27 protein-coding genes are annotated in these 25,239 nt (G+C 62.2%); 18 read left to right on the plus strand and 9 right to left on the minus strand.

The features are described 5' to 3' along the window. Positions 1-87: 87 nt before the first annotated feature. The 7 genes from dnaN to V0U79_RS10180 all read left to right on the plus strand — a co-directional run bounded on the left by dnaN (position 88) and on the right by V0U79_RS10180 (position 7,322). Positions 88-1,206 (plus strand): DNA polymerase III subunit beta, encoded by a 1,119-nt coding sequence (dnaN, locus tag V0U79_RS10150; protein WP_330199392.1) that lies wholly within the window; start codon positions 88-90, stop codon positions 1,204-1,206. 19 nt (positions 1,207-1,225) lie between these two features. Continuing rightward, the gene (gene recF / locus V0U79_RS10155) at positions 1,226-2,353 is read left to right on the plus strand and encodes a DNA replication/repair protein RecF (RefSeq protein WP_330199393.1); all 1,128 of its coding nucleotides are present in this window, start codon (positions 1,226-1,228) and stop codon (positions 2,351-2,353) included. 10 nt (positions 2,354-2,363) lie between these two features. Next, positions 2,364-2,981 carry a LysE family translocator gene (locus V0U79_RS10160; RefSeq protein WP_330199394.1) on the plus strand — a complete coding sequence of 206 codons (618 nt, stop codon included), beginning with the start codon at positions 2,364-2,366 and terminating at the stop codon, positions 2,979-2,981. 145 nt (positions 2,982-3,126) lie between these two features. Then, positions 3,127-5,547, plus strand: a complete 2,421-nt coding sequence (gene gyrB / locus V0U79_RS10165; RefSeq protein WP_330199395.1) for a DNA topoisomerase (ATP-hydrolyzing) subunit B — start codon at positions 3,127-3,129, stop codon at positions 5,545-5,547. A gap of 79 nt (positions 5,548-5,626) precedes the next feature. Then, positions 5,627-6,061 carry a GIY-YIG nuclease family protein gene (locus V0U79_RS10170; protein WP_330199396.1) on the plus strand — a complete coding sequence of 145 codons (435 nt, stop codon included), beginning with the start codon at positions 5,627-5,629 and terminating at the stop codon, positions 6,059-6,061. Between the two features lie 97 nt (positions 6,062-6,158). Further along, the gene (locus tag V0U79_RS10175; RefSeq protein ID WP_330199397.1) at positions 6,159-6,860 is read left to right on the plus strand and encodes a histidine phosphatase family protein; all 702 of its coding nucleotides are present in this window, start codon (positions 6,159-6,161) and stop codon (positions 6,858-6,860) included. A gap of 9 nt (positions 6,861-6,869) precedes the next feature. Beyond that, positions 6,870-7,322, plus strand: a complete 453-nt coding sequence (locus V0U79_RS10180) for a methyltransferase family protein (RefSeq protein WP_330199398.1) — start codon at positions 6,870-6,872, stop codon at positions 7,320-7,322. Here the strand turns inward: V0U79_RS10180 and thpR are convergent. Further along, on the minus strand, positions 7,319-7,882 hold the full coding sequence (gene thpR / locus V0U79_RS10185; RefSeq protein WP_330199399.1) for an RNA 2',3'-cyclic phosphodiesterase: 564 nt from the start codon (positions 7,880-7,882) through the stop codon (positions 7,319-7,321). The genes V0U79_RS10180 and thpR overlap by 4 nt on opposite strands. Positions 7,883-8,030: 148 nt before the next feature. On the opposite strand from thpR, the gene V0U79_RS10190 reads away from it, so the two are divergent. Further along, positions 8,031-8,795, plus strand: coding sequence for a Bax inhibitor-1/YccA family protein (locus V0U79_RS10190; RefSeq protein WP_330199400.1), 765 nt, complete (start codon positions 8,031-8,033; stop codon positions 8,793-8,795). A gap of 58 nt (positions 8,796-8,853) precedes the next feature. Here the strand turns inward: V0U79_RS10190 and V0U79_RS10195 are convergent, their stop codons facing one another. Beyond that, the gene (locus V0U79_RS10195) at positions 8,854-9,183 is read right to left on the minus strand and encodes a DUF2794 domain-containing protein (RefSeq protein ID WP_330199401.1); all 330 of its coding nucleotides are present in this window, start codon (positions 9,181-9,183) and stop codon (positions 8,854-8,856) included. Between the two features lie 330 nt (positions 9,184-9,513). Between V0U79_RS10195 and V0U79_RS10200 the strand changes: the two genes are divergently transcribed. From V0U79_RS10200 to V0U79_RS10220, 5 genes are read left to right on the plus strand one after another with little or no spacing between them, the layout of a single operon-like run. After that, on the plus strand, positions 9,514-10,248 hold the full coding sequence (locus tag V0U79_RS10200) for an ABC transporter ATP-binding protein (RefSeq protein WP_330199402.1): 735 nt from the start codon (positions 9,514-9,516) through the stop codon (positions 10,246-10,248). Continuing rightward, complete coding sequence (locus V0U79_RS10205) at positions 10,245-10,997, plus strand: ABC transporter permease (protein ID WP_330199403.1); 753 nt, start codon at positions 10,245-10,247, stop codon at positions 10,995-10,997. The genes V0U79_RS10200 and V0U79_RS10205 overlap by 4 nt, the downstream gene beginning before the upstream one ends. Continuing rightward, on the plus strand, positions 10,994-12,808 hold the full coding sequence (locus tag V0U79_RS10210) for a Gldg family protein (protein ID WP_330199404.1): 1,815 nt from the start codon (positions 10,994-10,996) through the stop codon (positions 12,806-12,808). The genes V0U79_RS10205 and V0U79_RS10210 overlap by 4 nt, the downstream gene beginning before the upstream one ends. Then, positions 12,805-13,836 carry a DUF4340 domain-containing protein gene (locus V0U79_RS10215; protein WP_330199405.1) on the plus strand — a complete coding sequence of 344 codons (1,032 nt, stop codon included), beginning with the start codon at positions 12,805-12,807 and terminating at the stop codon, positions 13,834-13,836. The genes V0U79_RS10210 and V0U79_RS10215 overlap by 4 nt, the downstream gene beginning before the upstream one ends. Further along, entirely contained in the window at positions 13,833-14,216 is a 384-nt protein-coding gene (locus V0U79_RS10220; RefSeq protein ID WP_330199406.1) for a VOC family protein, read from the plus strand. The genes V0U79_RS10215 and V0U79_RS10220 overlap by 4 nt, the downstream gene beginning before the upstream one ends. Here the strand turns inward: V0U79_RS10220 and V0U79_RS10225 are convergent. Further along, positions 14,213-14,944 carry a DUF1223 domain-containing protein gene (locus tag V0U79_RS10225; protein WP_330199407.1) on the minus strand — a complete coding sequence of 244 codons (732 nt, stop codon included), beginning with the start codon at positions 14,942-14,944 and terminating at the stop codon, positions 14,213-14,215. The genes V0U79_RS10220 and V0U79_RS10225 overlap by 4 nt on opposite strands. A gap of 247 nt (positions 14,945-15,191) precedes the next feature. Next, positions 15,192-17,870, minus strand: a complete 2,679-nt coding sequence (acnA, locus tag V0U79_RS10230; RefSeq protein ID WP_330199408.1) for an aconitate hydratase AcnA — start codon at positions 17,868-17,870, stop codon at positions 15,192-15,194. Positions 17,871-18,024: 154 nt separating this feature from the next. Here acnA and ccmA point away from each other — a divergent pair, with 154 nt between their 5' ends. Genes ccmA through V0U79_RS10255 form a run of 5 tightly spaced genes read left to right on the plus strand, consistent with a single transcriptional unit; the run spans position 18,025 to position 20,764 of the window. Beyond that, complete coding sequence (gene ccmA / locus V0U79_RS10235) at positions 18,025-18,645, plus strand: heme ABC exporter ATP-binding protein CcmA (protein WP_330199409.1); 621 nt, start codon at positions 18,025-18,027, stop codon at positions 18,643-18,645. Beyond that, the gene (locus V0U79_RS10240; protein ID WP_330199410.1) at positions 18,642-19,307 is read left to right on the plus strand and encodes a heme exporter protein CcmB; all 666 of its coding nucleotides are present in this window, start codon (positions 18,642-18,644) and stop codon (positions 19,305-19,307) included. Before ccmA ends, V0U79_RS10240 begins: the two co-directional genes overlap by 4 nt. A 58-nt stretch (positions 19,308-19,365) precedes the next feature. Then, positions 19,366-20,094 carry a heme ABC transporter permease gene (locus V0U79_RS10245; protein ID WP_330199411.1) on the plus strand — a complete coding sequence of 243 codons (729 nt, stop codon included), beginning with the start codon at positions 19,366-19,368 and terminating at the stop codon, positions 20,092-20,094. After that, positions 20,091-20,249, plus strand: coding sequence for a heme exporter protein CcmD (ccmD, locus tag V0U79_RS10250; protein ID WP_330199412.1), 159 nt, complete (start codon positions 20,091-20,093; stop codon positions 20,247-20,249). The genes V0U79_RS10245 and ccmD overlap by 4 nt, the downstream gene beginning before the upstream one ends. Further along, positions 20,246-20,764, plus strand: a complete 519-nt coding sequence (locus V0U79_RS10255; protein ID WP_330199413.1) for a DsbE family thiol:disulfide interchange protein — start codon at positions 20,246-20,248, stop codon at positions 20,762-20,764. Before ccmD ends, V0U79_RS10255 begins: the two co-directional genes overlap by 4 nt. On the opposite strand, the gene V0U79_RS10260 is transcribed toward V0U79_RS10255, so the two are convergent. From V0U79_RS10260 to mtaB, 5 genes are all read right to left on the minus strand, one after another. Then, entirely contained in the window at positions 20,761-21,354 is a 594-nt protein-coding gene (locus V0U79_RS10260) for a MarR family winged helix-turn-helix transcriptional regulator (protein ID WP_330199414.1), read from the minus strand. The genes V0U79_RS10255 and V0U79_RS10260 overlap by 4 nt on opposite strands. Positions 21,355-21,427: 73 nt before the next feature. Continuing rightward, positions 21,428-22,090, minus strand: a complete 663-nt coding sequence (locus tag V0U79_RS10265; RefSeq protein WP_330199415.1) for an inner membrane-spanning protein YciB — start codon at positions 22,088-22,090, stop codon at positions 21,428-21,430. A 17-nt stretch (positions 22,091-22,107) separates the two neighbouring features. Continuing rightward, positions 22,108-22,953, minus strand: a complete 846-nt coding sequence (locus V0U79_RS10270) for an EamA family transporter (protein WP_330199416.1) — start codon at positions 22,951-22,953, stop codon at positions 22,108-22,110. After that, the gene (ftsY, locus tag V0U79_RS10275; RefSeq protein ID WP_330199417.1) at positions 22,950-23,894 is read right to left on the minus strand and encodes a signal recognition particle-docking protein FtsY; all 945 of its coding nucleotides are present in this window, start codon (positions 23,892-23,894) and stop codon (positions 22,950-22,952) included. Before ftsY ends, V0U79_RS10270 begins: the two co-directional genes overlap by 4 nt. Next, positions 23,891-25,195: a tRNA (N(6)-L-threonylcarbamoyladenosine(37)-C(2))-methylthiotransferase MtaB gene (gene mtaB, locus V0U79_RS10280; RefSeq protein WP_330199418.1), complete on the minus strand. Its 1,305-nt coding sequence runs from the start codon at positions 25,193-25,195 to the stop codon at positions 23,891-23,893. The genes ftsY and mtaB overlap by 4 nt, the downstream gene beginning before the upstream one ends. Positions 25,196-25,239 lie beyond the last annotated feature (44 nt).

Raw genomic sequence — 25,239 nt, forward strand, 5'->3', positions numbered from 1 at the left:
TATGCTCCTAGCCCCGGGGAGAGGCGATTCCTACCTTTATCGCAAATGACCCTGACCCCGGCGCAAGCGACGGGACACGGATAAGACATGAAACTCACGATCGAACGCGCAGCTCTGCTCAAGGCTCTTGGCCACGTCCAGGCGGTTGTTGAACGGCGGAACACGATCCCGATCCTGTCGAATGTTCTGATCACGGCCGGTTCCAATGGTGCCAGCTTTGCCGCGACCGATCTCGACATCGAGATCCAGGAGAGCGCAGCCGCGCATGTCGATCGCGAGGGCATGGCCACGGCGCCAGCTCACACACTCTATGAAATCGCCCGCAAGCTTCCCGAGGGCGCAGACGTGACCCTGGAACTGGATGGCGATGATCCGCGGCTCAGCCTGAAGGCCGGCCGGTCCAGCTTCTCATTGCCATCCCTGCCGCCGGGTGATTTCCCGATGATGCCGGCCGAGGATCTGCAGCATTCCTTCGCCCTCGAAACCGACGCGCTGGCGCGCCTGATCGACAAGACGCGTTTTGCGATTTCGACCGAAGAGACGCGCTATTACCTCAACGGTATTCATCTGCACGCCGCCGATGAAAAAGGCCGCAAGACATTGCGCGCTGTGGCCACGGACGGTCACCGGCTGGCGCTGTCGGAATGCGACCTTCCGGACGGTGCCGCTGGCATGCCGGCGGTCATCGTGCCGCGCAAGACGGTACAGGAAGCGCGGCGCCTGCTCGAAGACGCCGATGATGATGTCCAGATTTCGGTCTCGGACGGCAAGATCCGCTTTGGCTTTGGCCGGGCGGTCCTGACCTCCAAGCTGATCGATGGCTCCTTCCCGGATTATGAGCGCGTGATCCCGCGCGGTAATGAGAAGCTGATGTCGGTGGACAATAAGCGTTTTGCCGAAGCGGTTGATCGTGTGGCGACGATCTCGATCGAGAAGTCACGCTCTGTGAAGCTGTCGCTGGACGATGGCACGCTGACTCTTGCGGTCAACAATCCGGAATCCGGTCAGGCCACCGAGGAAGTGCCGGTCGACAGCAAGGAAACCGGCTTCGCCATTGGCTTCAATGCCCGCTACATCCTTGATGTCGCCGGTCAGATTGAAGGCGATGAGGCGCGCCTGCACTTTGCGGATCCGGCCTCGCCGACTCTTGTCACAGATTCCGGCGATGCGGATTCGCTTTACGTGCTGATGCCGCTGCGCGTATAGGCGCCGGCCCGGGCTGGCGATGACACCTGCCGCGCTCTCCCGATTGCGGCTGACCGATTTCCGCAATTTCGATACGCTCGATCTCGACGTCGATGCCCGGCCGGTCTGCCTGGCCGGGCCGAACGGATCGGGCAAAACCAATATTCTTGAAGCCATCTCGCTGTTGGCGCCCGGAAGAGGACTTCGCGGGGCCGAGAGTGATGAACCCTTGCGCCGGGCCGGTGACGAGATCGCTCCAGCATGGGCCGTCTACGCCGAAGTGCCGGATGAAACAGAGGATGTTTCCAGTCTCGCCTCCGGCCTTCTCGAAGGGGACCGACGCCAGACACGGATGAATGGCAAACCGGCCTCGCGCGCAGAGCTCGCCGCCCTGCTACCGATGATCGTGCTGTTGCCGGAGCATGACCGGCTGTTTGCCGGGCCGCGCGCTGACCGGCTGAAATTCTTCGACCGGCTGGTCGCCGCCGCCGAGCCGTCGCATGGTGACGCTCTGAACGCCTATGAAAAGCTGCGGTCACGCCGCCAGCGCCTGCTCGACAAGGGCCGGGCGGATCCAGCCTGGCTGGACGCACTGGAAACCGATCTGGCGGGGCATGGCGTGGCGCTGGCCGCGGGGCGGCTGACCGCGCTGTCCCGCCTGCAGGCAGCGATTGATGCGGCTGATGACGGTATTTTCCCGAAGGCCGACCTGGCGCTGAACGGCACGATCGAAGCGGCACTGGCCGGCGGGGCCGAATTGCGCGCAGCGGAAGATCAACTTGCTCTGGCGTTTGCGTCAGGCCGGGACCACGATGCGGCCGCGGGGCGGACACTGACCGCAGGGCCGCACAGGAGTGATCTGACGGCGCGCCACCGCGAGAAGGACCAGGACGCCGGCCGATGCTCGACCGGTGAGCAGAAAGCGCTGATCATCCGTCTCGTTCTCGCGCAGGCGCGATCGCTGGCGGACCGGGGGCAGCGCATGCCCTTGCTGTTGCTGGACGAGGCCTGTGCCCATCTGGATGAACGCCGCCGCGAAGGTCTGGCGGAAGCGATTCTGGCGCTCGGCGCCCAAGCCTGGCTGACCGGGGTAGAGGCGGGCCTGTTTACGGCCTTTGGTGATCGCGCACAGCAATTTGCGGTCGATCAGGGCCGGGTTTCGGACTAGATCGCCCGGCATGCCGATTGAAAGCTATTTCCTGTTTGCAGGGGCGTTGCTGATCCTGTTCTTTTCGCCGGGCCCTGGCAATATAACCATGGTTGCCCGCACTCTGGATGACGGGCCGGTCCACGGCTTTGTCTATGGTGGCGGGATCATCACCGGGGATATTTTCTGGTTCACCATCGCAGTGACCGGTCTGACAGCTGTGGCTGACCGCGTCGGGCCGGCAGGCTGGGTCTTCAAGGTGATCGGCGTCGGCATTCTGCTCTGGTTTGCCTGGAAGTCCTTTGATTCCTTCCGGAATCCGGCGGCACTGAAAATGAAAAAGCCGACGCATCTGGGTTTGGCTGCGACCTATGCGGCGGGGGTGGCCATGCCGCTGACCAATCCCAAGCCGATCGTCTTCTATCTGACCCTGCTGCCGAGTTTCTTTGACCTCTCACAGATCAATCTGGCGTCCTATCTGGTCATGGTGGGTATCATGCTGGCCATGTATGTCGTCGGCGCCAGCGTTCATGTCGGGCTGGCTCACAGAGCCCGGAACTGGCTACAGGCGAAGGGGATCAAGCGCTGGGCGGACGGCCTGATTGCGCTGGTCATGCTGGGCATTGCCGTGATGTTGATTCTCCGCTGAACCGGCGTTTTTTCCGGCCCGATTTGCCGGCGATCTGCACGGCGCGGGCATGTACCTGCAAGTACCTGAATTCAATTGTAAATCTGGAGCGCAAAAACACCGCGCAGCCATGGCGCTCGTGAGCCGATTCGGCTAAACTAAATGCATGGAAGAAAATACGAATCAGGAATATGGCGCCGACTCCATCAAGGTCCTGAAAGGGCTGGATGCGGTCCGCAAACGTCCCGGCATGTATATCGGTGATACCGATGACGGATCGGGCCTCCATCACATGGTCTACGAGGTGGTCGATAACGCCATTGACGAGGCGCTGGCGGGTCATGCCGACAAGGTGACCGTGACACTGCATGCGGACGGTTCGGCGAGCGTTTCCGACAATGGCCGCGGCATCCCCGTCGACATGCACGAGGAAGAAGGCGTTTCCGCTGCCCAGGTGATCATGACCCAGCTGCATGCCGGGGGTAAGTTCGACCAGAATTCCTACAAGGTGTCCGGCGGTCTGCATGGCGTCGGCGTTTCCGTGGTGAACGCGCTGTCGGAATGGCTGGATCTGCGGATCTGGCGGAAGGCTAAAGTCCACGAGATGCGTTTCCGGATGGGTGATCCGGAAAACGGACAGGATCTGAAAGTGGTCGGCGATGCGCCGTTGCGGGAAAATGGCAAGCCGCTTTCCGGCACCGAGGTCCGCTTCATGCCCTCGGACCAGATTTTCTCAGATATCGAGTTCAAGCGTGACACGCTGATCCACCGCCTGCGTGAGCTGGCCTTCCTGAACTCCGGTGTTCTGATTGTTTTCCGGGACGATCGAGACAGCGAGCCCTTCGAGGAGCGGATGATCTATGAGGGCGGCGTGGCCGCATTCGTCGAGCATCTCGACCGCGCCAAGCAGCCCATATTCAAGCCGCCGGTGCTGATTTCCGGCGACAGGGACGGCGTCAATGTCGAGGCCGCGCTGGAATGGAATGATGGTTATCACGAGAATGTTCTCTGCTTCACCAACAACATTCCCCAGCGCGATGGTGGTACGCACCTTGCCGGGTTCCGCGGGGCGCTGACGCGCGTGATCAACACCTATGCCACAGCAACCGGGCTGGCGGCGAAGTCGAAGGTCGCCATTACCGGCGATGATGCCCGCGAAGGCCTGACCTGCGTTCTCTCGGTGAAGGTGCCGGACCCGAAATTCTCCTCCCAGACCAAGGACAAGCTGGTGTCGTCCGAAGTGCGGCCGGCGGTCGAGGGTATCTGTTACGAGATGCTCTCGGACTGGTTCGAGGAGCACCCGAACGAAGCCAAGCTGATCGTGTCCAAGATCATCGAAGCGGCTGCTGCCCGCGAGGCGGCCCGCAAGGCGCGCGAGCTGACGCGCCGGAAATCGGCGCTGGATATCGCGTCCCTGCCCGGAAAGCTGGCGGATTGTCAGGAAAAGGACCCGGCAAAATCCGAGCTTTTCATCGTCGAGGGTGATTCCGCCGGAGGGTCGGCCAAGCAGGGCCGGGCGCGCGAATTCCAGGCCGTCTTGCCCCTGCGCGGCAAGATTTTGAATGTGGAACGTGCGCGTTTCGACAAGATGCTGTCCTCGGAACAGGTCGGCACGCTGATTACGGCGCTGGGCGCCGGTATCGGACGCGATCAGCTGGATATGGACAAGCTGCGCTATCACAAGGTCATCATCATGACCGACGCCGATGTCGACGGCGCCCATATCCGTACCCTGCTCTTGACCTTCTTCTACCGGCAGATGCCGGAATTGATCACGCGCGGCCACCTCTATATTGCGCAGCCGCCGCTCTACAAGGTCTCGCGCGGACGGTCCGAGCGTTACATCAAGGATCAGGCCGAGATGGACAGCTATCTGATCGAGGAAGGCTGTTCGGATGCACTTTTGCGGCTGGCCGATGGTTCGACGATTGCCGGAGCCGACCTGGCCGAGCGTGTGGAGCAGGCCCGGCTGGTGAAGCTGGCGCTGGACCGGATGGCGGCGCGCGCCCCGGTCTTTGCTGCTGAAGCGGCCGCGCTTGCAGGCGCGCTGGTGCCGGATGTCACTGCGGAAGCCGCCGCGGCAGCCGCGAGCGTCCTCAACCGGTTTGCCGAGGAAGGCGAGGACAATTGGTCCGGCGCTGTATCCGAAGACGGCCACCTGGTGTTGAAGCGTGAAGTGCGCGGCGTCACCGAAACCGCCATTCTGGAGGATTCACTCCGGCAGTCGCCGGAAGCCCGCCGCCTTTCGGAGCGCGCCAAGGCGATCGCCAAGGATTTTGCCGGCCCGGCTGCTTTTGTCACCAAGTCCGGCGAGACGATTATTCACACCCCCCGGCAGTTGATGGATGCGGTGACGGCGTCTGGTGCCAAGGGTATGAAAATCCAGCGCTATAAGGGTCTGGGTGAAATGAACCAGGATCAGTTGTGGGAAACCACAATGGACCCGGAAGCCCGCTCTCTGCTGCAGGTGAGGATCGAGGAGCTGGCCGAGGCCGACGACCTCTTCACCAAGCTGATGGGGGATCTGGTTGAGCCGAGGCGCGAATTTATCACGACGCATGCGCTGGAAGCTGAAGTCGACGTGTAATTCGACATAGCGTTTTAAATTCCTGCTTACCGTTTACGGCTAGCCTGATCCGTCTCTAGCGGATTTTGGACGTTATTCGATGGCCGGCTTTGGAAAACGGGGACTTTCGACAACGAAACCGTCGCAAGGACAGCGGGCGGCAGGTTTTGCTGCCAGCGCTCCCGAACCGTCGCTCGACAAGCGTCCGCCGCCCCGCGTGCAGTCAAACGGCGGGCTGCAATGGTCGGAACCGTTTGCCATTACGCGCGAGAACAAGGCGCTGGTGAAGGATCAGCCGGGCGTCTATGCGCTGATGGCCGGGCACCGGGAAACCGACATCATCTATATCGGCGGGACCAAGGATCTGCTCAGCGAGTATATCGCGGAATTGTCGGCGCGGACGAATATCGAGCGGCCACGGGCGAAGTATTTCTGCTATGCCGAGGCGCTAACGCCCTATGAAGAAGCGCAGAAAGAGATCACCCTCTTCAAACGGCGCCATGGCCACAAGCCCATGCTGAATAGCGGCTTCTGACGCGCCGCCCCATTCTGACCCCATTATCATGAGATCGACTCTCGCCATCAGGAAGCAGGCGGGCTAAAAGCCCCTGCTCATCCCCCGGGAGTTGAATTTGGAACCGGTCAAGAAAACCAGCGGCCGCCTCGATGGCCTGGCTTCGCTTCCTGTGGATCTGTTGCGGACAGCGGCGTTCGCGGTTGTGACGATCCTTGCCGGGGTCATCATGTCGGTCTCCGCACGCGCGGTGGAGGGCTTTGACCGCATGAGCCTTCTGGAGCTGGCTGGCGCTGATGAGCAGGCGGCGATCCGGGCGGCGGACCGCCACATCCTTCTCGTACGCCACGCCCGGAAGGTCTACGAAGAGTGCAACGCGCTCGACTGCCCGCTCGGCGAGGCCGGGATTGCGATGGTCGAGCGGCTGGACGCCCTGTTGGGCGAGCCGGATTTTGACGCGGTCTATTCGTCCGGGGCCTGCCGGTCTGTCGATACGGTCATTATTGCGGGCGATGTTGTTCAGCATGCCGCCGCTGCGCGCGCTCCCGGCATGTGCGGTGGTGGTGAAGCCGAGCGTACACGCGAGGATGCGATTGCCGAGGCCGCTGCTTCGGATGCGCGCTGGACGATTGTGGCCGAGCACTCCAATACGACCTGCACCTGGCTGGCGGCGATAGCCGGTGAAGCCACCCTGGCGGGAACGCCCTGCGAAAGTGGGCGCCTGGCATCCAGTGATTACGGCGATATCTTCTGGCTTTACCACACCGGCGAGAGCTGGGATCTGGCCGTCCTTCGCGGTGTCTTTGACGTTGCAGAATAGGGGTTCTCGATGCGGCCCATCATTCCGCCCCCTGTCATCCTGACCTTCTATATCGGTATCGTCTTCGGCATTGACGTCTTCTCACCGCTGGATTTCCTGCTCGGTGAGGCGCGGCTTCCGATCGCCACCCTTCTGTTCCTGTCAGGCGTGTTGATCGCCTTGCTGGGCGTCCGCGAATTTCACCGGCACAAGACGACGGTCCATCCGCTGAAGCTGGACAAGGTCAGCGCCATCGTGACCAGCGGGATTTACCAATGGACCCGCAATCCGATGTATCTGGGCATGCTGGTTGGACTGTTCGGTATCGTTGCCTGGTCACAGGACTTGCTGGCGCTGGTTGCTCCTGCCGCTTTCATCGTAACGCTCAACCGCTTGCAGATCCGCCCGGAAGAGCACGCCATGCGCGAGATGTTCGGCGAGGCCTATGAGAGCTATTGCCGGCGCACACGGCGCTGGATCTAGGCCAGCGGGTATTCGGCCTCGATCTGATACGGATTATCGCCTCTTCCGCCTTTCCATGACGAGTAGAGATAAAAGCGGTCGGCAATCCAGTCCGGACTGCGGAACAGGGCATTGCGCCGTTCAAATGCCTTCACGCGCTCCAGATCGGTATGGCCCAGATAGGCCATGGTCACATGCGGGATGAAATTGCGCCGCTCCGGCGGCAGGCCGGCCCGGCGGGCGGCTCGCTCACAGGCGCTCGCCAGCAATTTCAGCGAAGGATGAGGCTCTATCCCCAGCCAGATGGCGTGCGGATCGTCGCGGCCAAAACTGCCCGAACCCCTTACCGCGATCTCGAACGGCTTGCAGCGAATCTGCCCCAGCTCGTGATCGAGCTCTTCGGCGCGGGTTTCGTCCAGCTCGCCAAAGAAGCGCAGCGTAATATGCATGGCCGATGCCGGGCGCCATTTCGCGTCGGGAACGCCTTTTTGCAGTGCTGTCAGACGCCGGGCAGTGTCCGGGGGCACGGGAAGGGCGGCAAACAGGCGAAGCGACATGGTGTGCACAATGCCGCATTTCATCGCTGTGGCTACCCTTTCCGCCAGAGAGGGGGATTCGGCGTGCGCCCGTCTCCCCTTGCCAGCCGGGCCGGGCAAGACGATATTGTTGCGCAAAGGGTTTCGCGCATCTGCGCGCAAGCCCCCTTCGCGTTGAAAGGAAGAAATTGAAATGAACGACACCTATCGTGGATATGGAAATGCTGCCGGTACGATGGACATGTCCGTCGATGCGGGCCTGCGCAGCTTCATGCTGGGCGTCTACAACAAGATGGGGCTGGGCCTCATCCTGTCGGCCGCCCTGGCCTATGCCGTGGGTACGGTGGCCCCGCTGACACAGCTCGTCCTCGGAACGCCGCTGCTCTATGTGGTGCAGTTCGGCCCGATCGTCCTGTTGCTGGGCTCGATGTTCTTCATGCGCCGCCCGTCGCCGATGGGCTCGGCCGTGCTCTACTGGTCGATCGTCACGTTGATCGGCATGGGGCTGAGCGTCTGGGTGTTCATCGCCCAGAACAGCATGGAAGTGACATCTGCCAGCGGTACGGCCATCAATGTCAGCTTCACGACCATTGGCCAGGCTTTCTTCATCACCGCCTCGGCTTTCCTCGGTCTGTCGCTGTGGGGCTATACGACGAAGCGGAACCTTTCCGGCATTGGCTCCTTCCTCTTCATGGCCGCATGGGGCGCCATTGCGATCAGCCTGCTGAATGTCTTCTTCTTCCAGTCGCAGGGCATCGAACTGCTGATCCAGATCGTCTTCCTGGGCCTGATGGCCGGCATCGTTGCCTGGCAAACCCAGACCCTGAAAGCATCCTATTACGCCTATCAGGGCGATACGCGTTCGCTGGCCGTGATGACCAATATGGGGGCGCTGAACCTCTATCTGGCCTTCGTCAACATCTTCCAGATCATTCTGTCGCTGCTCGGCCGCGAATAGATCGATCAGAAGCGTTCAGTATAAAACCCCGGTCCATTGGGCCGGGGTTTTTTCTTGCCTAGTCGATGACCTGAAAGCGGCGCTTGTCGAAGAATTTCAACAGATTGGCAAGGTCGTGGCCGCGCTTCAGTATGGCGCCGCCCGGCGCGATAATCTTCCAGGCCCCCTGCTTGCGGGCATTCGCAGGCACTTTCTCGATCCGGTAGAGCGGAAACTCGCTGGCACGGCGGAAGATCGAAAAGACCGCGCGGTCCGACAGACCATCAATCGCATAGTCCTTGCAATCGCCGCTCATCACGAGGCGGCCATAGACTCTGAGGATGGCGTCCAGCTCCGGGCGGTCGAACATGACGGGTATGGCGCGGGCCGAACCGGTATTTCCCCTCATACGCGAAACATGGCTCCTCTGATCGCGCCGGGGCGGCGAATCCCCGGTGTTTCTTACGAAGTATTCACGCATCGCCACAAAGCCGTCAAATTTCGGTCTTGGGAAGGCCCCAACCTCACACGAGCCTTCAATCGTCGGCCGGGCGGCAGAACGAGGCTGCATGGTCCAGGTTTCAGACAGCCCCCCCAGCCCCCCGGATCAGCAGCAATGCAGCCTCCGGCCGACACCCCTCCTTCACTCTGACCGGCACACGCTTCTGGCCAAGCGCCGCGACGCAAGTTATCGCTATTCCCGTATTTTACGTGAGAATGGAGGTCGCCGCCGCGTGCCATGCTGAGTGTCGATGCCGTGGTGAAGACATTTGGACGCCGCCGGGCGGTGGATCGGGTTTCTTTCGATCTCGCAACCGGTGAGGTGCTCGGCTTTCTGGGCCCCAACGGGGCTGGCAAAACCACGGTCATGCGCATGATTGCCGGCCGTCTGGAACCGGATGCGGGCCGGGTCCGGGTCGGCGAGTTCGACATGCTGACCCAGCGCCGCAATGGACAAAGACTGATCGGCTATCTTCCCGAGGGAGCCCCGGCCTACCGGACCATGACACCGCGGGAGTTTGTCAGCTTCTGCCTGCAGGCCCGGGGCTGGTCGGGCAGCAAGCTGCGCAAGGCCCGCGAGCTGGCGCTGGAGCGTGCACGTCTGGGCGATGCCGGCAATCAGCAGATCGGAACCCTGTCGAAAGGCTATAAACGGCGGGCGGCACTGGCCGCTGCGATTGCCCATGATCCGCCCTTGCTGGTGCTGGATGAGCCGACCGACGGTCTCGACCCCAATCAGAAGCATGAGGTGCGGGCCCTGATCCGCGAGATGGCCGCCGACAAGGCCATCATAGTCTCTACCCATATTCTCGAGGAAGTGCCGGCGGTTTGCAGCCGGGTCATTGTCATCGCCAAGGGGGAAATCCTGGTCGATGAGGATCCCGACGAGTTTTCCAGCCACGCCCGGACCGGGCGGCTGGACGATGCCTTCCGCATGCTGACGCGGCCACAGGCCGAGGAGGCGGTATCATGAGTGTCGGCGCGCCGGGATTCATGGCGGTCTACAGGCGCGAGATGCGCGCCTGGTTCACGACGCCGCTGGCCTATATATTCGTGGCGGCCTTCGCGTTTGCTGCACCAGCCTTCGCCTTCAATATCGGCCGCTTCTTCGACACCAACCGGGCCGACCTTGCGCCGCTCTTTGCCTATCTGCCCTGGCTGCTGATGATATTGATGCCGGCGCTGGCCATGCGCGCCTGGGCCGAGGAACGCGATCGCGGCACGCTTGAAGTCCTGCTCAGCCTGCCGGTCTCCCTGTCGTCTGTCGCGCTGGCCAAGTTTGCGGCGGCGTGGACGGTGGCGGGCGGAGCGCTGATTGCGACCTTCCCGATGTGGGTGGCAGTGAACTTTCTCGGTCAACCGGACAATCTGGCCATCGCCATTGCCTATTTCGGCGCCTTTCTTCTGGCGGGCAGCTATCTGGCCGTCGGTCAGGCGCTGTCAGCCGCTTCGGGCAGCCAGGTGACGGCCTTTGTCCTGTCAGCGCTGGCTGCGTTGCTCCTGACCATGGCCGGTTTGCCCCTGGTCACCGATACGCTTTCGGGGTCCGCCCCGGCTTTCCTCGTCGAGGCGATCGCCTATGCCAGCGCGCTGGAGCGGTTCTCTGCTTTTGAGCGCGGCGTGGTCGGATTGCCGGACGTCGTCTATTTCCTGTCTGTCATCGCGCTCGGCGTGTCTGCTGGCGGGCTGTTGATCGGGACCAGCCGGGAGGCCGGGCGATGAGCCGCCGCTGGCATATGCTCAGCCTGTTGCTGGCGGTGCTGGCGGGGATTTGCGGTCTCAACCTTTTGGCCGCCCAGCTGCTGTCGGATGTCCGGCTGGACAGTACGCAAGGGGGGCTTTACCGCCTGTCGGAGGGCAGCCGTTCCATCGTCAATGAGATCGAGGAACCAGTACGCTGGACCTTCTATTATTCGCGGCGCACGGCGGCCGATTATCCGGCAGTCCGGAGCTATGGTGCACGCGTACGCGGCCTGCTGGAAAGTTATGCTGTGGCTTCCGAGGGCCGGATCATTCTCACCGAGATTGATCCCGAACCCTATTCGGACGCTGAGGATGCCGCGCTGGCGGCCGGGCTGGCTCCGGCTCCGGCCGGTGAGGGCGACCGAATTTTTTTCGGCCTGGTGGCGGAGAATGCGGTCGATGACCGCCAGGTGCTGGCCTATTTCGCGCCCGAGCGGGAAGCGCTTCTTGAATATGATCTGAGCCGCTCTCTGGCCGAGCTGTCCCGTCAAGAGAGAAGCCATGTCGGTGTCCTGACCAGCCTGCCCATACAGCCCGGCATGATAGGAGCCCGCGCCAGTCACATTGTTGACGAGATCGGCGCGGCCTATGAGATCGAATGGATATCGAGCGGGTTTTCGGAGCTGCCCGATGTCGATGCCCTGTTGATCATCCATCCGCCCCGTCTGGCAGATGATCAATTGCGGGCGCTTGACCGCTATGTTGCCGGTGGTGGCCGGATGATCCTGGCCCTCGACCCGCTCGCGCTGGCTGCATTCCGGCCAGGCCCTGATGGCCTGCCGCCGCCCGGTGCGCGCCGCGCGTCCACACTGGAACCGCTGCTTTCGGCCTGGGGGGTGGAGATGCCCTCTGGCGAGGTGGCGATGGACCGCGCGCTCGGCCTCCCGGTTCAGATTACCGAGAATGGCCGCAATGATATCCGAAACTATCCGCTCTGGTTCTCTGCGGGCCCGGCCGAGCTGGCCGACGATGATCTGGCCACGGCGGACCTGCAGCGCGGTATCAATTTCGGCTCACCGGGTCATCTGGTGGTCAGCCCGGTGAATGGAGTTGGTGTCCGTTATCTGATCCGGACGAGTGAGGATGGCGCGATCATCGATACGGATACAGCAGCCGGAAATCCGTCTCCGGCCAGCCTCCTGTCCGACTATGAGGCTGCCGGGCGCGCGCCCGTCCTGGCCGTGCGGCTGAGCGGCCTTTTTCCTGCAGCCTTCCCAGGTGATGAAGTGTCGGCAGGGATGGCGCGGCAGTCCGCTGATGTCGTGATTCTGGCGGATGTGGACTGGCTGGACGATCCCTATTTCCTGCGCAATGACCCCTCCTTCGGCCTGTCGATCGTGGCCGACAATCCCGCCTTTCTTCTGAACCTTGTGGATCTGGCAGTTGGCGATCCGGCCCTGCTGGAGCTTCGGTCTCTGCCCTCGTCCGCCCGCCCGATGACTCGGGTGGACTCGCTGCGGGAGGCGGCGGAGGCTGAATATGCCGAGGAGCAAGCGGCTCTGGAGGTGCGCGCAGCGGAAATCGATTCGGAATTACAATCCCTGCTGTCCGGCCGCCCTCCTGCTACGGATGATGGCCGCGAAATCGGTCTGGAAGAGCGGATTACAGAGCTCCGGGCGGAGATGGCCGAAGCCCGCAGCCGGCTTCGCGACATCGAGCGGGAATTCCGGGAGGATATTGATGCGCTGGAAGCCGCGCTCCGGTTCTGGACAATGTGGGCTCCCGCCATCTTCGTTCTGCTCGCCGGCCTCGGCATAGGTTACTGGCGGCGGCGGAGGACTTTGACATGAGTGCCGCCCTTGCCCGCCGAAAGCAGGCCCTGGGCGCACTGGGTATCGGGTTCGCCGTGCTGTTGGCAGCGATTGCCGTATCGCTATGGCAAACACGGTCGGCTGGCCTGGCATCCGTTCCTGACAGCCTGACACCCCGACTGACAGGCTCGCCGGAGCTGACAGCGGAAATTGAGGTCACTACCGGAGATGAGCATTTCCGTCTGCGCCGCACCCTCGAAGGCTGGGCGCTGGTGTCCCACGATGGATATCGGGCGGATGCCGAGCTGGCGGAACGGGTGATCGACTCACTCGCACGCTTGAGGCCGGTGGGCGAACGTACCCGGCTGGTTTCGCGTTATGCCGAGCTGGGTATCGGCGCGCCGGAAGAGGGCGGAGAGGCCACGCATGTGGTTCTTCGGGACAATAATGACCGCGTGCTTGCCGATCTTCTGATTGGCCGCCAGCGCCCTGATGGCCATGTCTATGTCCGGCGGGCAGATGAGGCACAGGGCTGGCTGGTACAGGGCTTCCTGCCGGACTTTGCCGAAGCTTCGCGCTGGATGCAGCTGGATTTCCTGGCGCTGGGCCGCGAAGGCATTCGTGAAACCTGCGTGCTGCCGGCAGATGAATTGGGTTATTGCCTGCAAAGACCAAGCCTCGCCTCGGAACAGTTCCGGATTGCCTCGCCGCGAGGCTACCGGCTTGTCTCACCGGGGGCGGGAGACGGTGTTGCCACGACCCTGGCGCGGGTGAGATTTCGCGGTGTCCGCCCGGCATCGGAGATTACCGGACCGCGGGATGCCGAACACAGGGTCACAACAGTCAACGGGCTGGAGGTGACCGTGTCGGTCTTCGAGCGGGATAATGAATTCTGGGCCGAACTGGTCGCTGTCGCGCATAGCGATGCGGCGCGGCCAGCTGCCATTGCCCTGAATGAGCGCGCGGACGGTTGGGCCTTCCTGCTGAGTGATCTGACCGTCGACCGGCTGATCCGGCCTCTTTCCGGGCTCGCCGTACAGGTCAGCGATGAAGCGGGCCAGCCATGAGATTGAACCAGATCACGCTTGATGTCCGGAGTATCGGCGTATCGCGCGACTTCTACCTGTCGCTCGGCTTCCGGCTGCTGGTTGATAGTGCGCACTATTGCCGCTTCCTTGCGCCACAGGGCGATACGACGTTTTCGATCCACGTCGCCGAAACCGTCCGGCCGGGTAGCACAACGCTTTATCTGGAATCCGATGATGTTGATGCGGATTTCCAGCGCCTGTCAGCGCTCGGAATCAGCTTCGATTCCGAACCGGAAGACCAGGGCTGGCTGTGGCGGGAGGCTGTCTTCCGTGACCCGGACGGCCATGTCTGGAAGCTCTATCACGCCGGCAAGAACCGGATTGATCCGCCCTGGCGTGTCAAAAACACAGGCGATTAATCGTCCTGCATGGAGTGACGGAAATCCGCCACTGCATAGACCGGACCGCCCGGACCACCCTGAATAATGAAAACACCGGCCAGCCCATCGGGCAGAGCGGCGCCATAACTATCCGGGCCATCCTGCCATTGACCCAGTTCGAACAGGGCCGTCACCGGATTGTAGACCCGCACTTCCCGGCCTTCATTGCGGCCCCCTTCAACATTGACCGTGCGCCAGCCGGGCACGTAGGCGGCGAGATAGACTGTCGCCGGTTCCTGCGCCGGGACACTACCATCAATGTCGATGGTGAAATTCCCTTCGCCACGGTGTTCGACCTCAATGTCGATGGAGTCGGTCAGGGTCAGGCGGCGGTTGGCGATCTGTGAGAGAATGCCGTCGGGTTCCGAGCCCGCCGCCTCGAATGTGCCGTCGATCACGAATTGCGGTGTATAGATGCGTGGCAGAGCCATTCGCGACTTGTAAGAACGCTGGCGATCGACGAATTCCGGCCGGGCATAGGTGTCCTGCCAACCATAGATGTCCCAGTAATCGACGCTGAAGCTGAGAGCGATGACATCATCGCGCATGTCCAGCCGGCCAAGATATTCATTGGCCGCCGGGCAGAGCGGGCAGCCCTGGCTGGTATAGAGCTCGATGAGCACCGGGCGCGCAGGCGCAGACGCCGGCTCTTGAGCCGGTCCGGTGAGCGCCACCGCGAAAATCAGGCTAATCAGGCCGCTGATCATTGCCCCTAGATAGTCTTGCCCCAGTCGGCCTGCGAATCACAACGCTGTGACGCAACTGCACAAAAATTCCAGCGCGCGTGAAGTGATCGCCAACCAACACTCTCTTTATAGGGCAGAAAAGGCTCAGGAAAAGCCAATTGGCGCACGCCGCTGTGATGGCGCGGCCGGGAGTTGCCGCGAGATCAGGCGATTATCGCCCGGTCTCACGGTAATCCATCCAGCCGGAATATTCGGTTACAGGCCGGTATCAGCCTGCCGCGAGGCGCCGGAGCACATAGTGCAGAATGCCGCCATTGCGGTAGTATTCCAGTTCGTTCTCGGTATCGATCCGGGCCCGCGCCTTGACGGTTTCGGTGCGGCCATCCGGGAAGGTAATGGTGACGTCGAGCAGCTCGCGCGGCTTCAGCGTCTCGATACCGGAGACAGATACTGTCTCGTCGCCGGTCATGTTCAGCTCTTCCCAGCCTGTGCCCTCGAATTGCAGGGGCAGCACACCCATGCCGATCAGGTTGGACCGGTGGATCCGCTCGAAGCTTTGCGCGATGACCGCCTGAACGCCCAGAAGGCGGGTTCCCTTGGCGGCCCAGTCACGCGAGGATCCGGTGCCGTATTCCTTACCGCCGATAATCACCAGTGGCGTGTCCTCGGCCTTGTAGTCCATGGCCGCATGATAGATGTCGGCTTTCTCGCCTGCCGGCCATTTCTTTGTGAAACCGCCTTCAAGACCGTCGAACATGCGGTTCTTGATCCGGATATTCGCGAAGGTGCCACGCATCATCACTTCGTGATTGCCGCGGCGCGAACCGTAGGAGTTGAAGTCACGCGGTGCGACCTGGTGTCCCTGCAGATAGCTGCCAGCCGGGCTGTCGGCCTTGATCGAGCCTGCCGGTGAGATGTGATCGGTGGTGATGGAATCTCCGAACAGGCCGAGAATGCGTGCATTGCTGACGCTTTCCGGCGCAGCCGCCTGCATCGACATACCCTCGAAATAGGGCGGATTCTGGATGTAGGTAGAGGTCATGTCCCAGTCATAGGTCTGACCGCCCTTAACCTCGATGCCGGCCCAGATATCATCGCCCTTGAACACGTCGGCATAGCGCGAGGCAAACATTTCCGGCGTGACGGCGGTGCGGACCGCGTCCTGGATTTCCTGATTGGACGGCCAGATTTCTTTCAGGAAGACAGGCTCGTTTTCCTCATCATAGCCGATCGGGTCATTATAGAGGTCGACATTCATCGAGCCGGCAATGGCATAGGCGACGACCAGCGGCGGCGAGGCCAGATAATTGGCACGTACATCCGGGCTGATCCGGCCTTCGAAATTGCGGTTGCCGGAAAGCACAGAGGTGGCGACGAGATCGCCTTCCTTGATGGCCTTGGAAATCTTCTCCGGCAGCGGACCGGAATTGCCGATACAGGTGGTGCAGCCATAACCGACCAGCTGGAAGCCCAGCGCGTCGAGATCATCCTGCAAGCCGGCCTTGGCCAGATAATCGGTCACGACCTGAGAACCCGGCGCCAGCGAGGTTTTCACCCACGGCTTCACTTTCAGGCCGCGCTTGAGCGCGTTGCGGGCCAGAAGGCCGGCCCCCAGCATGACGGACGGGTTGGATGTATTGGTGCAGGATGTGATGGCAGCAATGACGACATCGCCATGGCCGATCGAATATTCCTCGCCTTCGACCTTGGCCCGCTTGTGGGCGCTGGCCATTTTGTCGAACTCCTCGTGCAAGGTCATGGCGAAGGCATCAGCGGCGTTGTCCAGCGCCACCCGGTCCTGCGGGCGCTTCGGTCCGGCCAGAGACGGAACAACCTGGGACAGGTCCAGTTCCAGCGTATCGGTGAAGACCGGATCGACCTCGTACTCCGGACGATAGAGGCCCTGCGCCTTCGCATAGGCCTCAACCAGTTTTACGCGGGCCGGGTCGCGGCCGGTATCAGCGAGATAGTTCAGCGTCTCATTATCGATCGGGAAGAAGCCGCAAGTGGCGCCGTATTCCGGAGCCATGTTGGCTATGGTGGCCTCATCGGCCAGCGAGAGATGATCCAGGCCTTCGCCAAAGAATTCGACAAATTTACCGACAACCCCTTTCTCGCGCAGCATCTGGACAACCATCAGAACGAGGTCGGTGGCGGTTGCACCTTCCGGCAGCTTGCCGGTCAGCCTGAAGCCGATGACTTCCGGAATCAGCATGGATACGGGCTGGCCCAGCATGGCGGCCTCGGCCTCGATGCCGCCAACGCCCCAGCCGAGAACGGACAGGCCGTTGACCATGGTGGTGTGGCTATCCGTGCCAACCAGCGTGTCCGGGTAGGCGATGGTCTGACCGTTTTCTTCCTTCGTCCAGACCGTCTGGGCGAGATATTCCAGATTGACCTGGTGGCAGATGCCGGTGCCCGGCGGTACGACGCGGAAATTATCAAAGGCGCTGGCGCCCCATTTCAGGAATTTGTAGCGCTCGCCATTGCGCTCGTATTCGCGTTCGACATTGCGCTTGAACGCGTCGTCGGAACCAAAGACGTCCACCATCAGCGAGTGGTCGATGACCAGATCGACCGGAACCTGCGGGTTGATGCTTTCCGGATCACCGCCCAGCTGCTTGACGGCATCCCGCATGGCGGCAAGGTCCACGACCGCCGGTACGCCGGTGAAGTCCTGCATCAGGACGCGTGCCGGACGATAGGCGATCTCTGTGGTGGATTTGCGTTCCTGTACCCATTTGGCCATGGCTTCGATGTCCGAGCGGGTCACTGTCGTGCCATCCTCGTTTCGCAACAGGTTCTCGAGCAGCACTTTCAGCGATGCTGGCAGGCGGGAAACGCCTTCCAGTCCGTTCTTTTCGGCCTCTTTCAGGTCGAAATAGACATAGGAATTGCCATCAACATCGAGTTCGCGGCGGCATTTGAAGCTGTCGAGTGAAGCCATGGGGAGCGTCCTTGATCGGGTTGGAGCGCAGTCTGGTCAGCTGCGCCATCTTGTCTGTTCGCGCGCGTTTTAGACCTAGCGGGCAAAGCCTGCAATGCATGCATGACGGCTTCTTGCCTTGACCCGGTGGGTAGGGCGGGTGAAATCGCAGTCAATGACGAGCCAAGCCTTTCCAACCTGCCCGCTTTCGGTCGAGGCGATCACGCTGGAGCGAGGCGGTATACCGCTGATCCGGGATCTGTCGATCTCTGCGGCGCCCGGCGAAGCCATTGTGCTGCTGGGCCGGAACGGTGTCGGTAAAACCACCTTCCTGCGTGCGCTCGCCGGCGTGCTGCTGCCATCGTCAGGCGAGATCCGCTATGCGGAAGAGCGGGCTGACCGGGCCGCTGCACAGGCTTGTGCGTTCCTGGCGCACGACAATGCCCTGAAACCGGACGAGACACCGCGCCAGTCGCTGCAATTCTGGTCGGCCCTGGCGGGCGGCACGCAGTCTGTGGGGGACGCGCTTGATGCGCTGGGGCTAAGGCCGCTGGCTGACCGCCCGTCCCGCAATCTGTCACAGGGCCAGAAACGCCGCGCCGCGATCGCCCGACTTCTGGTTCAGGACAAGCCGGTCTGGCTACTCGACGAGCCGGCGGCGCCGCTGGATGCTGACGGGCGGCAACGCTTGAGCCGGCTGGTTGAGGCGCATCGCGGGCGTGGCGGGATCGTGATCGCCGCCACGCACCAGGATCTGGAGTGGCCCGGCGCCCGGGTCGAGGAGTTGGTGCGATGAGGGCCGGCCGCATTTTCCTGCGCGAGGCACGGCTGGGGTTTGCGGGTGGTGGCGGGCCGGCCGCTCCCGCGGCATTCTTTCTGGCATGTCTGACGCTGGCGCCCCTCGCGATCGGTCAATCGCCCGAGACTCTCCAGGCAGCCGGTCCGGGCATTATCTGCTTTGTGACTCTGCTGGCTGTGTTGCAGGGAGCCGAGCGCCTGTTCGGGGAAGATGTGACCGACGGTACGCTGGAAGCCTATGCGCTTTCGGGCATGCCGCTTTCGATTGTCGCTCTGGCCAAGGTTCTGGGTGTGGCGGCTGCCACGATGTGGCCCCTTCCACTGGTCGCCTGGGGAGCCGGAATTGCCTACGGTCTGCCCGCCGAAGCGGCCGGGATACTGGCGCTTTCCCTGACAGCGGCCATACCGGGACTTTGCTTGATTACGGCGATGGCGGCCGCACTGGCCGCCGGAGCGCGACGCGGGGGGCTGGTGATCGCCCTGATCGCAGCGCCGCTGGCGATCCCGCTAATGGTGTTCACGGCCAGTGCCGGCCGCGCATCACTGGCAGGCGACCCGGCTGCCAGCGCCAATCTGATGCTGAGCTGTGCTTCGAGCCTGTTCCTGGTGGCGCTGGCACCCTTCGCTATTGCGGCAGCTCTCAGGGCACGCCTGGAATAGACTGCGGCAATGAGGGACTTGTCCGCCGGACAGGACCGGGCTAACGCGTTGAGCCAAGATGATCAGCTATCTTGCCAATCCCAAGCGTTTCGAGGCGTTCGCCAGAATTGCCATTCCGGTTTGCGGTGGTCTGGCGTTGCTTCTGATTGCCGCCGGGCTCTGGTTCGGGCTCCTCGATTCGCCGCCCGACCGGTACCAGGGCGACACGATCCGCATCATGTATGTGCATGTCCCGGCCGCCTGGCTGGGCCTGGGTCTTTATCTGGCGATGGCGGTTGCGAGCTTCGTCTATTTTATCTGGCGTCATAACCTGGCGGATGTTGCGGCCACGGCGTTGGCGCCAGTGGGGGCTGTCTTTGCCGCTATCTGCCTTGTTACCGGTGCGATCTGGGGCAAGCCGACATGGACGGTATGGTGGGTCTGGGACGCCCGGCTGACATCCATGCTGATCCAGTTCCTGCTCTTCCTCGGCTATATTGCGCTACGCGCGGCCATTGAAGATGAGAGACTGGCCGCGCGGTCTGCGGCCATTCTGGCGATGGTTGGCCTCGTCAATCTGCCGATTGTCCGGTTTTCGGTGGAATGGTGGGACGGGCTTTTACACCAGGGCGCCACTGTCTTCCGCGCAGACGGCCCGGCGATCCATGGCAGCCAGTTACTGCCGCTGATGATCATGGTGTTCGGTTTCACCTTCCTGGCCGGCTGGATGGTGCTTTACCGGATGCGCAGTGCGATCATGTCGCGCAAGGCCGGAAATCTCCAGCGGATCCGGGAGGCAAAGGCATGACGGGCGTGATTGAGCCGGGCGAGTATCTGGAATTTGTCTGGGCGGCCTACGGGCTGACCGTGTTGGGTGTGGGCGGTCTTATCGCTTTTATCCTTGCCGAGCGCGCGCTGGCCTCGCGTCATCTGAAGCGCGAGGAAGACGAGGCGGATAAATGAGCTGGCTGAGGCTGGTTCCGGTCCTGGTGCTGGGATTGCTGGCAGGTCTTCTGGCCTTTGCCTTGCTGACCCGTACCAACAGCAACCAGACCGACCATCTGATCGGCGAGCCGGTGCCGCAATTTTCTCTGGCGGTCCCGGACGGGCGGCCGGGCTTTTCGCCATCGAGCCTCGAAGGCGGGGCCTACCTTCTGAATGTCTGGGGGTCCTGGTGCCCGCCGTGTGAAGCCGAACACCCTTTCCTGATGGAGCTTCGCGCAGAAGGGGTCCCGATATACGGGCTGGCCTGGCGCGACAGCAGCGAAACCGCGAATGCATTCCTCAACAGGCTGGGCAATCCCTTTGCCGGTGTGGCGCTCGACCCGATGGGTGAAATCGTGATTGCGCTGGGCGTCACCGGGGCGCCGGAAACCTTTGTCGTCGATTCACGGGGAATTATCAGGGCGCGGTGGGCCGGGCCTTTGACGCGGCAGATATTCGATCGGGAATTGCGCCCTGCCCTTGAAGCCGGCTAGGCGTTTTTCGCCTTTTCGCGCGCTTTCTTTGCGGCCGCTTTAAGCGCTTTTTTCCTGGCCTCCTTCTTGGCCTTCTTCTTGGCCTTCTTCTTGGCCTTCTTCTCAGCCTCTTTCCGTTTCTTCTTTTCAGCCTTGGCGCGGGTCTCGGCTTCCTCGATCGTCATGGCGATACGGCTGAGCGTTACCAGGAAGCTGGCGCGCTTGTTCTTGGGCAGGGACGACAGGATGGCTTCGTCCGCCGAGATGGCGCCGGGGAGCGCGCGATCATACAGCGCCTGACCCTCGTCTGTCAGATGGATGGCATTAGCGCGGGCATCGCCGGCAACAGCCTCGCGGCGGAGCAGTCCGCGTGTGGCCATGCGCGATACCAGCTCGGCCAGCGTCGAGCGGTCAATTCCGGTTTCCTTGACCAGCTCGGTCTGCGTCAGCCCCGGTTTCGCAGCGGCTGCCGCCAGAACGGCGAATTGCCGCTGGGTGAGCTTGTCACCGGTAGACAAATTCTTTGAAAAGCGCTCTGCGGCAAATTGCTGGGCGCGGTGCAGGAGATGCCCCGGTGAATCGGAAAGCGTAAACTCGGGATCGCTGCCCATATCTAGTCCCACCCTGGCTAGAGACGTACAAACCCTAGCCGAGAAGTGTCACGGATCAATGACAATGATCTGGCTACGGAGAACCCGGCCGATCGGCGCTCTTTTCTTCATCCTCGATCTGATGGCGCAGTAATATCGGTATGTTGGCCATGGCAAAGGCAAAGGTGATGGCCATAACGCCCAGCTTCATGTTCGCCCACAGGCTTTCATTCCATGACAGTGCCGCAAACCAGCGGGCACTTTCCGGGACAATGGAATCATTGATGTGGCGCCAGAGCAGCTCATTCAGCAGGGCGAGGAACTGGAAGAAGAGTGACCAGCGGATGGCCAGGATCCACCAGATACGCTCAGGCAGGTGGAAAACCGATCCGAATATCGCCTTCCAGACATTGAAGCCGAAGGCAAAGCTGATGAGAATCGCAAAGGAAAAGATCAGATTGATGATGGTCGGCTTGATGTACACGAAGATCGGATCCTGCAGCCAGATGGTCAGTCCACCAAAGGACAGAACGATCACTGCAGTCACGACCAGCATGGGCGGGAAACGCTTCTGGACAATGGCCGCAAAAGCCAGTGCGGCTGTGGTCGCCAGCATGAAGGCGCCAGTCGCCCAGTAGATGGCGGCATCACCCACGAAATTGCGGCCAACATTGTAGAACAGGATGAAGACGATGACGGGACCGACATCGGTGAGGAGCTGGGCGCCCTGGCCCGCAGTCTTCCTTGCCTGACTCATGTGTTTCCTCCGTTTGCCTATCCGACTTGGAGTAATACGAGCCCCGCGGCAAGAAGGATTGCCAGAATGATGCGGCGCAGGCCGAAAGGCTCCTTCAGGACGAAGGCGGCGAGTATAGCGCCAAAGATCACCGAGGTTTCCCGCATCGCCGCCATCGGGGCCACGGCCGCAATCGACAAGGCGTAAAGGGCGAAAGCATAGGAGGCGGCGCCCACCAAGCCGGCCTTGATCCCGCGCGACAATTCTGACCGGGCGATGGCCGGCCATGCCCGGCCCCGGCGGACCAGCGATGCCAGCGTGATTGGCCAGGCGGTCAAGAGAAAGAACCAGGCCAGATAGCTGATGGCATTGCCCGTGGCCCGCACGCCCGAAGCATCATTGACCGAGTAGAGCGCCGTCATGCCAGCCGCCAGAAAGGCGAAAGCCAGCGCCTTGGCCTTTGGTATGCGATGCGAGTCCGGCCAGGAAACCCCCAGAATGGCGAGCGTGGCGATGGTGAGGCCCGCAATCTCGACCCAGCCAAGCGATTCCCGCAGAAAAACAAGAGCGGCGATGCCGGCCATGGCCGGAGCAGCCCCGCGCATCACAGGGTAGACGAGATTCATGTCGCCCCGCTGGAAGGCGGAGATCATCGCCATCTGGAAAACAAAGTGGATGCCCATGCCAGCAATGAGGAAGCGCCAGGCCTCGGGCGGCGGAGGTGGAAACAGGAAGAGTGCCGGCGCTGAAATGATGGCCGCCGTCAGCATCAGGACCGAGCGGAAGACGAGCTTGTCTTCTGCTTGTTTGGTGAGGAGGCCGACAAAGCTGTGAAAGAAGGCCGAGGCCAGCATGGCCGCAGCGCCGATCAGCTCAGCGCTCACGCTTCCTCCAGCCCGGCAATGGCGCGGGCAAAGGCGTTGGCGTTGAAAGGCTGGAGATCGTCGATGCCCTCGCCAATACCGATGGCATGAATGGGCAGGGCGAATTTCTCGGCGACCTGAACCAGCGCGCCGCCCTTTGCTGTGCCATCCAGCTTGGTCATGATCAGCCCTGTCACCCTGGCCGCTTCGAGGAAAGCTTCGGCCTGGGAGAGCGCGTTCGAGCCGACCGTGCCGTCGAGAACCAGGATCACCCTGTGTGGCGCTGTCTCGTCCAGCTTGGCCAGGACCCGGACGATCTTGCGCAGCTCGTCCATCAGCTCGGTCCGGTTCTGAAGCCGTCCTGCCGTATCGATCAGGACGGCATCCAGGCTTTCGCGCCGGGCGCGCTGAACCGCGTCATAGGCCAGGCCGGCCGAATCCGCTCCCAGATCGCGTTTCTCGACCGGCAGTCCGGAACGTTCGCCCCAGACAGCGATCTGTTCAACGGCGGCGGCCCGGAAGGTGTCTCCGGCGACCAGAAGGCAGGAGCGGCCTTCTGCTTTCAGGCGGGCTGCAATCTTGCCCAGCGTCGTGGTCTTTCCCGATCCGTTGACGCCGACAAAGAGCACGACTTCCGGCTTGACCGATGCACCGATATCAAGCGGGGCTTCGAGCGGTGTCAGCGTTTCGGCGATGGTCTCGGCGAGCGCTTCCTTGACTTCCTCGTCCGTGACTTCCTTGTCGAAACGGTCTTTCGCCAGGCGCTCGGTGACGCGCATTGCCGTATTGGCGCCGAGATCGGCAGCAATCAGGGCGTCTTCCAGCTCCTCGAGCGTTGCCGCATCCAGCTTTTTCTTGGTGAAGACGGCTGTTACGCTCTCGGCAATGCCCGAGGATGACCGCCGCAATCCGGCAGCCAACCGGGAGAAAAAGCCTACTTTCTTGGGCGCATTGTCGCTCATGCCGGTTCTCCAAGGAGTTCCCGGCCATCATGGCCGGTGATCCGGACCGGCAGCAAGGCGCCAGCGCGGGCCGGCGTCTGGGTCAGACGGATACCGGCAAAATTCGGAGCGCGCGCAAAACCGGGCTTCTCGACCAGACCGGTCTGAATGCTGCCAACCAGGCCCGACAGATGACGATCAAGTGCGGCTGCCGCGACGTCTCGCAGGCGGGCGGCCCTTTGCTTGACGATGGCGCGGTCCAGCTGGGGCATGCGGGCAGCCGGCGTGCCCGGTCTGGGCGAAAACGGGAAGGCATGGATGTAGGCCAGATCGCATGCCTCCACTAGGTCAAGCGTCTGGGCAAACATGTCCTCGGTTTCGGTTGGAAAACCGGCGATCAGATCGGCGCCGAAAGCAATGTCGGGCCGGGCCTGTTTCAGCCGGGTGCAGAGACGGATCGCATCATCGCGCAAATGGCGGCGCTTCATCCGCTTCAGGATCATGTCGGATCCGGCCTGCAAGGAGAGATGCAGGTGCGGGGCAATGCGCTGTTCACTGGTAATCGTCTCGAACAGGGCGTCATCGATCTCGATGGCATCGATCGAGGACAAGCGCAGCTGCGGAAGATCGGGGCTCTGCTTCAGAATGGACTGCACCAGCCGCCCGAGCTTGGGCTGACCCGGCAGGTCCGCCCCCCAGCTGGTCAGATCGACACCCGTCAGCACGATTTCCTGGAAGCCGTTACCGACCAGTGTGCGGACCTGCTCGACGACTTCTCCGGCCGGAACAGACCGGCTGTCGCCGCGGCCATAGGGAATGATGCAGAAGGTGCAGCGGTGATCACAGCCGGTCTGGACCTGGACATAGGCACGGGCGCGGCCGTCGAGCCCGTCGACCAGATGGCCGGCGACTTCCCTGACCTTCATGATATCCGAGACGCGCTGCTTGCCGGAGCCACCCAGCAGTATCTGTGGCTTGAACGTTTCGGCCTTCATCTTCTCGGCATTGCCGATGACGCGGGTGACTTCCGGCATGTCTGCAAACTCGCCGGGATTTACCTGTGCCGCACAGCCGGTGACGATGATGGGCGCATCGGGGTTGGCGCGTCGGGCACGCCGGATGGCCTGCCTTGCCTGACGGACGGCCTCGCTGGTGACCGCACAGGTATTGAAGATGATCGCGCCTTCCAGACCGGCCGCCTCGGCATGGCCGCGCATGACCTCGCTCTCCCAGCTGTTCAGCCGGCAGCCGAAGGTGTGAATCTCGTTCGCGCCCTGTGTTTCCGGTTGCTCCGGGGAAGTATGGACATCCTGGTCCGACATCAGGCGGCCTAAGTGGGGAAAAGCCGGGGTGCGGTCAAGCGGCG

It is taken from the genome of Hyphobacterium lacteum (assembly GCF_036330345.1).
GTDB classification, from domain to species: domain Bacteria; phylum Pseudomonadota; class Alphaproteobacteria; order Caulobacterales; family Maricaulaceae; genus Hyphobacterium; species Hyphobacterium lacteum.